This window comes from Nocardioides sp. (assembly GCF_036274455.1).
Classification (GTDB): domain Bacteria; phylum Actinomycetota; class Actinomycetes; order Propionibacteriales; family Nocardioidaceae; genus Nocardioides.
On record NZ_DASUFR010000152.1, the window covers coordinates 1 to 8,964 of the forward strand.

Annotated in this window: 9 protein-coding genes and 1 pseudogene; 3 read left to right on the forward strand and 7 right to left on the reverse strand. The window is 69.9% G+C overall.

The features are described from left to right. A pseudogene (locus tag VFV89_RS14985) lies at positions 1-183 on the reverse strand (alpha/beta hydrolase); the annotation flags it as partial. A gap of 143 nt (positions 184-326) precedes the next feature. On the opposite strand from VFV89_RS14985, the gene VFV89_RS14990 reads away from it, so the two are divergent. Next, positions 327-638: a hypothetical protein gene (locus tag VFV89_RS14990; RefSeq protein WP_329706756.1), complete on the forward strand. Its 312-nt coding sequence runs from the start codon at positions 327-329 to the stop codon at positions 636-638. On the opposite strand, the gene VFV89_RS14995 is transcribed toward VFV89_RS14990, so the two are convergent. The 6 genes from VFV89_RS14995 to VFV89_RS15020 form a co-directional block, all read right to left on the reverse strand. Then, the gene (locus tag VFV89_RS14995; protein WP_329706757.1) at positions 628-1,356 is read right to left on the reverse strand and encodes a glycerophosphodiester phosphodiesterase; all 729 of its coding nucleotides are present in this window, start codon (positions 1,354-1,356) and stop codon (positions 628-630) included. The genes VFV89_RS14990 and VFV89_RS14995 overlap by 11 nt on opposite strands. Next, entirely contained in the window at positions 1,353-2,063 is a 711-nt protein-coding gene (locus VFV89_RS15000; RefSeq protein WP_329706758.1) for a gamma-glutamyl-gamma-aminobutyrate hydrolase family protein, read from the reverse strand. Before VFV89_RS15000 ends, VFV89_RS14995 begins: the two co-directional genes overlap by 4 nt. Before the next feature lie 7 nt (positions 2,064-2,070). Beyond that, positions 2,071-2,850 carry a 3-oxoacyl-ACP reductase gene (locus VFV89_RS15005; RefSeq protein ID WP_329706759.1) on the reverse strand — a complete coding sequence of 260 codons (780 nt, stop codon included), beginning with the start codon at positions 2,848-2,850 and terminating at the stop codon, positions 2,071-2,073. 68 nt (positions 2,851-2,918) lie between these two features. Next, positions 2,919-4,277, reverse strand: coding sequence for an aldehyde dehydrogenase family protein (locus VFV89_RS15010; RefSeq protein ID WP_329706760.1), 1,359 nt, complete (start codon positions 4,275-4,277; stop codon positions 2,919-2,921). Next, a complete protein-coding gene (locus tag VFV89_RS15015; RefSeq protein WP_329706761.1) occupies positions 4,274-5,650 on the reverse strand; it encodes a glutamine synthetase family protein in 1,377 nt (458 codons plus the stop codon). Before VFV89_RS15015 ends, VFV89_RS15010 begins: the two co-directional genes overlap by 4 nt. A gap of 43 nt (positions 5,651-5,693) precedes the next feature. Next, the gene (locus VFV89_RS15020; protein WP_329706762.1) at positions 5,694-6,428 is read right to left on the reverse strand and encodes a FadR/GntR family transcriptional regulator; all 735 of its coding nucleotides are present in this window, start codon (positions 6,426-6,428) and stop codon (positions 5,694-5,696) included. 156 nt (positions 6,429-6,584) lie between these two features. Between VFV89_RS15020 and VFV89_RS15025 the strand changes: the two genes are divergently transcribed. Both VFV89_RS15025 and VFV89_RS15030 read left to right on the forward strand, forming a co-directional pair. Continuing rightward, positions 6,585-8,204 carry an amino acid permease gene (locus VFV89_RS15025; RefSeq protein ID WP_329706763.1) on the forward strand — a complete coding sequence of 540 codons (1,620 nt, stop codon included), beginning with the start codon at positions 6,585-6,587 and terminating at the stop codon, positions 8,202-8,204. Positions 8,205-8,209: 5 nt separating this feature from the next. After that, a partial coding sequence (locus VFV89_RS15030) for an LPS biosynthesis choline kinase (RefSeq protein ID WP_329706764.1) occupies positions 8,210-8,964 on the forward strand: 755 nt, incomplete at its 3' end.

Below are 8,964 nucleotides of genomic sequence, written 5' to 3' on the forward strand. Positions count from 1 at the left end.
GAAGAAGTAGTCGGCGAAGCCGTGCAGGTGCAGCACGGCCTTGGTGGTCTGCGCCGTGGACGTCCGCTTGACCAGCGTCGCGACGACCTCGCCCTCGTCGTCCGGCTCGAGCTCCAGGGTCTCGGCGAGGTAGGGCTCGCCCAGGACGTCGGTCACGGTCTCCACGTGTGCCTCCGTGGTCATGTAGGCATCTTGTCAGGCCCGCACCCACCGAAGCTGCGGGCGCCTGTCACCTCCCAAGCCTTTGACAGCCGTCGGCCGCCCGGCAAGGGTGTGCGCGGACCCGGACGGCGGCCACGCGGCTGCCCCTACGAGAGAGCACACAGATGAAGAAGCTCGTCGCACTGCTCACCCTGCTCGCCGTGCTCACCGCCTGTGGCGGTGGTGGCGGCGACCGGCCCTCGAGCGACGACATCGCCAAGGCGCTCAAGGACGACGGCAACTCGGCCAGCGCGCTGGCCACTGGCGCGGGCGACGAGGCGATCGACTGCATCGCCGAGGCCCTGCACGACTCCGACCTCTCCGACGACGCCCTCCAGGCCCTGGTGGACGGGGACGACAGCTTCGAGGGCAGCAAGGACGACGAGAAGGCGATCACCGACATCGCCGACGACATCGGCAAGTGCCTCACCAGCTGACGCCGGACCGCACCTCCAGCGCCAGGCCGGGGTGGTTGGTCGTGACCAGCCACGCGCGGCCGGGGCGCAGCCAGTAGCGCAGCGCGCGCGGCGTGTCCACGGTCCAGACCAGGAGCGGGATCCCGCGGCGCCGCGCGTACGCCGCCACGCCGAACCGTGCCAGCACGTGGTGCGCCACCAGCAGGTTGGCCCGTGACGCACGCATCCGCATGTTGGGGAAGAGCTCCGAGCGGCGGACCTCGATGCGGCGCAGCCACGACAGCCGGCGGACCGACCGGCCCAGGGAGAGGCCGACGAGCAGCTCGAGTCCTTCGGCGTCGCTCCAGTCGCGGACCGCGCGTATCGCGAGGTCGTGGCCGGTGGTGACGATCATCCGCTCGTGGCCGAGCAGCTCGACCGCGAGGCGGGCCGCCTCGACCTCCCAGGCCCGGCCCTCGGCGTAGGCCTCGGCGGGCGAGGTGAACTTCAGGTCGATGTGGGCCCGGGCCCGGCCGTCGAACGCCTTCAGCACGACGTCGTAGGGCAGACCGAGGTCGTGATCCGGGTCGTGGGCCACGACGTAGGAGCCGTCGTCGCGACGCCACACGTCGAACTCGATGTAGTCCACACCCAGCGCGAGAGCGTCGGCGAGCGCCGGGAGGGTGTTCTCGCGGGACCGGTCGCCCTCGGCACCCATGCGATGGGCGCTGACGAGCACCGGCGCCGGAGACTGGCTCACGCGCGGTACGCCGCGGCGGCCCGCACCAGCCCGGCCAGCAGACCGACATCGGCGGCGGTCTCGGGGTGCCACTGGACGGCCACGCAGAACCGGTCGCCGTCCGCGGACTCCATGGCTTCCAGGGTGCCGTCCGACGCGTGCGCGGAGGCGACGTAGCCCGGGTGCTCGCGGACGCTCTGGTGGTGGTGGCAGTTGACCTTCAGCGAGGAGCCGACCAGCGCGGCCAGCCGGCTGCCGGGCTCGGTGGCAACCGCCACCTGGCCGAACACGTCACCGCCGGGGCTGTGCTCGTCGTGGCCCACGAGGTCGGGGGTGTGCTGGTCGAGGCTGCCGCCGGCGTGCACGGCCATCACCTGCATCCCCCGGCAGACGCCGAGCACCGGCAGCCCGGTCGCCTCGGCGGCGGTGAGCAGCGCGAGCTCCCACGCGTCGCGGTCCGGGCGCCAGTTGACGGTGCGGGGGTGCGGCTCGGCGTCGTACTGCGCCGGGTCGACGTCGGCCCCGCCCGAGATCACCAGCCCGTCCAGCCGGGCGACCACGGTCTCGGCCGCGCCGACGGCGTCGATCGGCGCCAGCAGCACCGGCACGCCTCCGCAGGAGACCACCGCCTCGGCGTACTGCGCGGGCAGCAGGTCGGCGCGCTGGTCCCACACCCCCCACCGGGCCGGCTCCCGGTAGGTGGTGAGGCCGATGACCGGGGTGCTCACGGCGTCGTCACAGCGGCGTGACGTAGGCGCCGGAGATGCCGCCGTCGACCAGGAAGGTGTTCGCGGTCATGAACGAGGAGTCGTCGGAGGCGAGGAACAGCACCGCCGCCGCCATCTCCTCGGGCTCGCCGAACCGGCCCATCGGGATGTGCACGAGCCGGCGGGCGGCCCGCTCCGGGTCCTTGGCGAACAGCTCCTGGAGCAGCGGGGTGTTCACCGGACCGGGGCAGAGCGCGTTGACGCGGACGCCCTCACGCGCGAACTGCACACCGAGCTCCCGGGTCATCGAGAGCACGCCGCCCTTGGACGCCGAGTAGGAGATCTGCGACGTGGCGGCGCCCATCACCGCGACGAACGACGCGGTGTTGATGATCGAGCCACGCTTCTGCTCGAGCATGTGGGGCAGCGCCGCCTTGCAGCACAGGTAGACCGAGGTCAGGTTCACCTCCTGGACCCGCCGCCAGGCCTCGAGGTCGGTCTCGAGGATCGAGTCGTCCTCCGGGGGGCTGATGCCCGCGTTGTTGAAGGCGATGTCGACCGCGCCGTAGGTGTCCTTCGCGGTCTGGAAGAGCGCGTCGACCTGGTCCTTGTCGGTCACGTCGACGTGGACGTACGTCGCGACGTCCGACCCGCCGAGCTCCTCGACCAGCTCCTTGCCCCGGTCGTCGGAGAGGTCGCCGATGACGACCCTGGCACCCTCGGCCACGAACCGGCGTACGGTCGCCAACCCGATCCCCGAGCAACCCCCCGTGATGACCGCGACGCGGTCCTGGATGCGTCCTGCCACCTTCGTTTCCTTTCCGTCCACGGTGGCTGAGGTGCGAGCGCAGCGAGCCTCGAAGCCCCGTGTGCTGATCAGTGGGCGATGAAGACGTTCTTCTCCTCGGTGAAGGCCAGCGGGGCCTCCGGGCCGAGCTCGCGGCCGAGGCCGGACTGCTTGTAGCCACCGAACGGCGTCCAGTAGCGGACCGAGGAGTGGCTGTTGACCGAGAGGTTCCCGGCCTCGACGCCGCGGGCGACGCGCAGCCCCTTGCCGAGGTCGTTGGTGAAGATCGACCCGGACAGGCCGTACTCGGTGTCGTTGGCCTTCGCGATCGCGTCGGCCTCGTCGTCGAAGGCCATCACCGCCACCACCGGGCCGAAGACCTCCTCGCGCCAGATCCGGGTCGCCGGGTCCTCCACGGTCACGACGCTCGGCGCGATCCACCAGCCGGTGCCGTCAGGTCGCGAGCCGGCGAAGGCGACGTCGACCTCGCTCAGAAATCCCTCGACAGTCGAGCGTTGTCCGGAGGAGATGAGCGGCCCCATCTCCGACGACTCGTCGGCGGGGTCGAGCACCCGCAGCGCCTGCACCGATTTCTCGAGCCCCGCCATGAACTCGTCGTACGCCGGCCGCTCGACCAGGATCCGCGACCGCGCGCAGCAGTCCTGCCCGGCGTTGTCGAAGACGGCGTAGGGCGCCGAGGCCGCCGCGGCCGCGATGTCGGCGTCGGCGAAGACGATGTTGGAGCTCTTGCCGCCCAGCTCGAGGGTCACCGCCTTGACCTGCTCGGCACAGCCGGCCATCACCCGCTTGCCGACCTCGGTGGAGCCGGTGAACACCACCTTGCGGACCAGCTCGTGGGTGACGAACCGCTCGCCCACGACCGACCCCTTGCCGGGCAGGACGGAGAGCACGTGCTCGGGCAGCCCCGCCTCGAGGGCCAGCTCACCGATGCGGATCGCGGTGAGGGGGGTCATCTCGGCGGGCTTGAGCACCACGCAGTTGCCGGCGGCCAGCGCGGGGGCGAAGCCCCAGCCCGCGATCGGCATCGGGAAGTTCCACGGCACGATCACGCCCACGACACCGAGCGGCTCGTAGAAGGTGATGTCGGTGCCGCCGGCGACGGGGATCTGCTTGCCGTGCAGCCGCTCGGGCGCGCCCGAGTAGTAGTTGAGGCAGTCGCGGACGTTGCCGGCCTCCCACCGCGCGTTGTTCCACGTGTGGCCCGAGTTGCGCACCTCGAGCTCGGCCAGCTCCTCGTTGTGGGCGTCCACGACCGCTGCGAACCGTCGCAGCAGCGCGGCCCGCTCGCCGGGGGCGACGGCCCGCCACGACCGGAACGCCTCGTGGGCGGCGGCGATGGCCGCGTCGGTCCCGGCGAGGTCGGTCAGTGGTACGTCGACCACCGGCTGCTCGGTGGCCGGGTTGACGACGGTGAAGGTGTCGGTCACAGTCGCTCGAATCCCCTTCGGAGCTCCCAGTCGGTCACGGTCGCGCCGTACGCCGCCAGCTCGACGTCGGCCATGTTGGTGTAGTGGTCGACCACCTCGTCGCCGAAGGCCGCCCGCGCCAGGGCGGAGGTGGCGAACCGCTCGCGCGCCTCGTGCATCGTCGAGGGTACGTGCGGCTTGTCCGACTCGTAGGCGTTGCCGACGAGCTCCGCCTCCAGCGGCAGCTGCTGCTCGATGCCGTGCAGCCCACCGGCGACCATCGCGGCCAGCGCGAGGTAGGGGTTGACGTCAGCGCCCGGCACGCGGTTCTCCATCCGGGCGCCGGCGCCGTGGCCGACGAGCCGGACCGCGCAGGTGCGGTTGTCGAGCCCCCAGGCGATCGCGGTCGGCGCGAACGAGCCCTTGGCGAACCGCTTGTAGGAGTTGACGTTGGGCGCGTAGAAGAGCGTGAAGTCCGCCATCGTGGCGAGGATCCCGGCCACGAACTGGTCGTAGAGCGGCGTCCGCTGGTTCTTGTCCTGGTCCCAGAACACCAGGGACCCGTCGGTTCCGCGCAGCGAGAGATGGATGTGGCAGGAGCTGCCCTCGCGCTCGTTGTACTTGGCCATGAAGGTGATCGACCGGCCCTGCTGGGCCGCGATCTCCTTGGCCACCGTCTTGTAGACGCTGTGGTTGTCGGCGGTGGTCAGCGCGTCGGCGTAGAGGAACCCGACCTCGTGCTGCCCGAGGTTGCACTCGCCCTTGGCGCCCTCGACGTCCAGTCCGGCGTCGTACATCGTGTTGCGGATCGCTCGCAGCAGCGGCTCCGCGCGGCTGGTGCCGAGGATCGAGTAGTCGACGTTGTACTGGTTGACCGGGGTGAGGTTGCGCCAGCCGAGATCGGCGGCGTCCTCGTAGGTCGTGTCGAAGGCGATGAACTCGAGCTCGGTGCCGGCCAACGCCTGCCAGCCGTGCCCGGCCGCCCGGTCCAGCTGCTTGGACAGGATGGCGCGCGGCGACTGGAGGACGGGGGAGTGGTCGAGCCAGACCAGGTCGCACTGGACCATCGCGGTGGCCGGCAGGTGGGTGAGTACCCGGATCGTCCTCTCGTCGAGGACGAACTCCATGTCGCCGTACCCGCGCTCCCACGAGGAGATGGCGTAGCCGTCCACGGTGTTCATGTCGACATCGACGGCGAGCAGGTAGTTGCACCCCTCCGTGCCGTGGTCGACCACCACGTCGGTGAAGTACTGGCCGTGGAGTCGCTTGCCCTGGAGCCGGCCCTGCATGTCGGTGAAGCAGACCACCACGGTGTCGATCTCGCGGGTCTTGATCCGCTCCAGCAGCTCGGCCATCGTCAGGTGCCGGTCGTTGCGCTTCTCGATCTGGTCCACGTCTCTCCTCTGCTCTTCCTCGACGGCCTTCTCCGAGGCGGCCTCAGCCGACCAGGCCGCGCAGCAGCGCGGCAGTGTCGTCGCAGTGCTCCTCCATGACCCGGCGGGCCCGGTCCGGCTTGCCGGCCTTGATGGCCCGCACCAGCGCCGCGTGCTGGCGGTCCGAGTGGGCGATGTTCGCGTCCAGCACGGGGATCGCGAGCAGCATCTCGTGCAGGGTCGCCTGCACCGACGTGACCGCCTCCACGGTGCGCGGCGAGTCGGTGAGGGCGGCCACCGTCAGGTGGAACCTCGAGTCCGCCTGCCGGTGCTCGGCCCGCTTCCGGGCCGAGGCGACCTCGGCGTGCGCCTGCTCGAGCTGCTCCACGCGTACGTCGGTCAGCTGCCGGGACGCGGCCAGCGCGGCTGCTCCCGGCTCGACGATGCGGCGGTAGTCCAGGGCGTCCAGCCAGTCCCGGCGCCTGGTCGGCGTGACCCGCGCGGCCGCGCGCGCCGACGGCATGCCCTGCTTGAGCGTGACCACGGTGCCGCCGCCGCGCCCCCGGGTCGTCTCCACCAGACCGGCCTGCCGGAGCGCCGCCATCGCCTCGCGCAGCGTCGCCCGCGAGACGTGCAGCCGCTCGGCCAGCTCTCGCTCCGTCGGCAGCGTGCTGCCTCGCGGGTAGACACCGAGCCGGATCGCGGTCGCGAGCTGCTCCACACACGACTCGAACGCGTGGTGCCCGCGCACCGGCCGGAGCACCGCCCCCGGCAGGTCGTGCTCCGGGTGGACGCTCATGGCGGTCACTCTCGATCCCGTTCCCTCGGCTGTCAAACATGGAGGCCCACAAAGGTCTGAGTTCAGACCTTTTTCACAACAGAGTGTTTACACCCGGAACGGCTCGGGTCTAGCGTCCGGTGCAAATTCGCACGTGCATCCCGGAAGGTGTGTCGCATGCCCGAAGCACATGAGCCGATCCCTGAGCACCACGCGCACCTGAGCGCGGACGAGGCTCACCTCGCACGTCTCGGGTACAAGCAGGACCTCAACCGGTCGTGGTCGGGGTTCTCGAACTTCGCAATCTCGTTCTCGATCATCTCGATCCTGGCCGGCTGCTTCACCAACTTCGGGGCCGGGTTCAACAACGGTGGTCCGATCTCCGTCTCGTGGTCGTGGCCGATCCTGAGCCTGTTCATCCTGATCATCGGCTTCACGATGTCCGAGCTGGTCTCGGCGTACCCGACGTCGGGAGGCATCTACTGGTGGGCGTCCAAGCTGGGTGGCCCCGGCGCGGGCTTCTTCACCGGCTGGCTGAACCTGATCGGCCTGGTCGCGGTCACCGCGGGTGTGTCCTACGGCTGTGCGACGTTCATCGACCTGACGATCAGCACCTACTCCGAGTCCTACGCCGCCGACTACTCACTGACCCGCGTCTTCATCATCTTCGTGATCGTGCTTGCGGCGGCGTCCGTGCTCAACATCTTCAGCTCGCACCTGATGGCCGTGATGAACAACGTGTCGGTGTGGTGGCACGTCATCGGCGCCAGCGTGATCGTGCTGATCCTGCTGCTGGTCCCCGACCAGCACCAGTCGTTCAGCTACGTGTTCACCGAGCGGTTCAACAACTCCGGCTACTTCAACGGCGAGAACAGCACGCTCAGCTTCTGGTTCATCATCGTGCCGTTCGGCTTCCTGCTGACCCAGTACACGATCACCGGCTTCGACGCCTGCGCCCACCTCTCCGAGGAGACCTCCTCTGCGAGCATGGCCGCGGCCAAGGGGATCTGGCGCTCGATCTTCTACTCCGGGCTGGGTGGCTACATCCTGCTGCTCTGCGTCGTGTTCGCGATCCCGAACGACTCCAACGGCGACCCCGACAATGCCGGGGTCGGCGCCGGTGGCGTGGCCTACATCTTCGTCCAGTCCATGGACAAGAACTGGGCGACCTTGGTGCTGTTCATCTCGGCGTCGGCACAGTTCTTCTGCGCCACCTCGTGCCTCACCTCCGCCTCGCGGATGACCTTCGCGTTCAGCCGCGACAAGGCCATCCCCGGCTCGTCGATCTGGTCGAAGCTGACCAGCACCAGGGTCCCGGCCAACGCGGTCATCGGTGTCGCGGTGGCTGCCGCGGTGGTGACCCTGCCGGCGCTGATCAAGGTGAACGTCGGGACCGATGAGGAACCCCTGATCATCCCGGTCGCGTTCTACGCGGTCACCTCGATCGCGGTGATCGGGCTGTACGCCGCGTTCGCGATCCCGATCTACCTGCGCTGGCGAATGGGGGACGCCTTCCAGGTGGGCGCCTGGAACAACGGCGCCAAGTACAAGTGGATGAACCCCGTCGCGGTCGCGGAGATCGTGATCGTCCTGCTGTACCTGATGATGCCGACCCTTCCGGGCGGCAACCCGTTCAGCGACTCCGACTTCGAGTGGAAGTTCGTGAACTACTCGCCGATCGTCACCGTCGGCACCTTCCTCCTGCTGCTGATCTGGTGGCAGGCCTCGGCGAAGAAGTGGTTCCGGGGACCGATCAGCAACATCGATCCCGAGGTCGCGCAGCTCCTCGACGACTGATCTCGATGCAGCCCGACCTGGACCGCCTCGCCACCCTGGCGGGGCGGTCCTGGGGCGCCACCGACCTGCCAGGCGGCCTGACCAACCACAACGTGCGGGTCACCACGACCGACGACGGGCCGCCGCTCGACCTGGTGGTGCGCTGCTCCTCGAGCGACGCGGCCCTGCTCGGCATCGACCGGGACGCCGAGCACGCCAACACCGCCCGGGCCGCGGAGGCCGGCGTGGGCGCCCCGGTCGTGGAGTACCGGCCGGACCTCGGGATGCTCGTCATCGGCTACCTCGAGGCGACGGCACTCGAGAACGCCGGCTTCGAGGACGCAGGCGTGATGTCCCGGGCGGCCGACGCCTGCCGGCGGCTGCACGCCGGGCCGCAGTTCGTCAACGACTTCGACATGTTCGCGCGCCAGGCCGGATACCTCGCCAGCGTGCAGGAGAACGGGTTCCCCCTGCCGGCGACCTACACCGACCACGCGGATGCGTGGGCCGACGTCCAGCGCGCGCTGGCCGCGGCCCCGCGCCCGACCGTGCCCTGCAACAACGACCTGCTGGCCGCCAACTACCTCGACGACGGCGACCGGGTGTGGCTGATCGACTACGAGTACAGCGGCAACAACGACGCCTGCTTCGAGCTCGGCAACACCTCGACCGAATGCGACTTCACCCCGGAGATGACCGCGGCCTGGACCGAGGCCTACTTCGGCACCGCGACCCGCGCCGACCTGGCCCGAGTGCGGCTGCAGGCGCTGTGCAGCCAGTA

What these genes read in the sequence shown, in the direction of transcription:
- VFV89_RS14990 (WP_329706756.1), top strand. Translation starts at nt 327, where the DNA reads ATGAAGAAGCTCGTCGCACTGCTCACCCTGCTCGCCGTGCTCACCGCC.
- VFV89_RS15020 (WP_329706762.1), bottom strand. Translation starts at nt 6,428, where the DNA reads ATGAGCGTCCACCCGGAGCACGACCTGCCGGGGGCGGTGCTCCGGCCG.
- VFV89_RS15025 (WP_329706763.1), top strand. Translation starts at nt 6,585, where the DNA reads ATGCCCGAAGCACATGAGCCGATCCCTGAGCACCACGCGCACCTGAGC.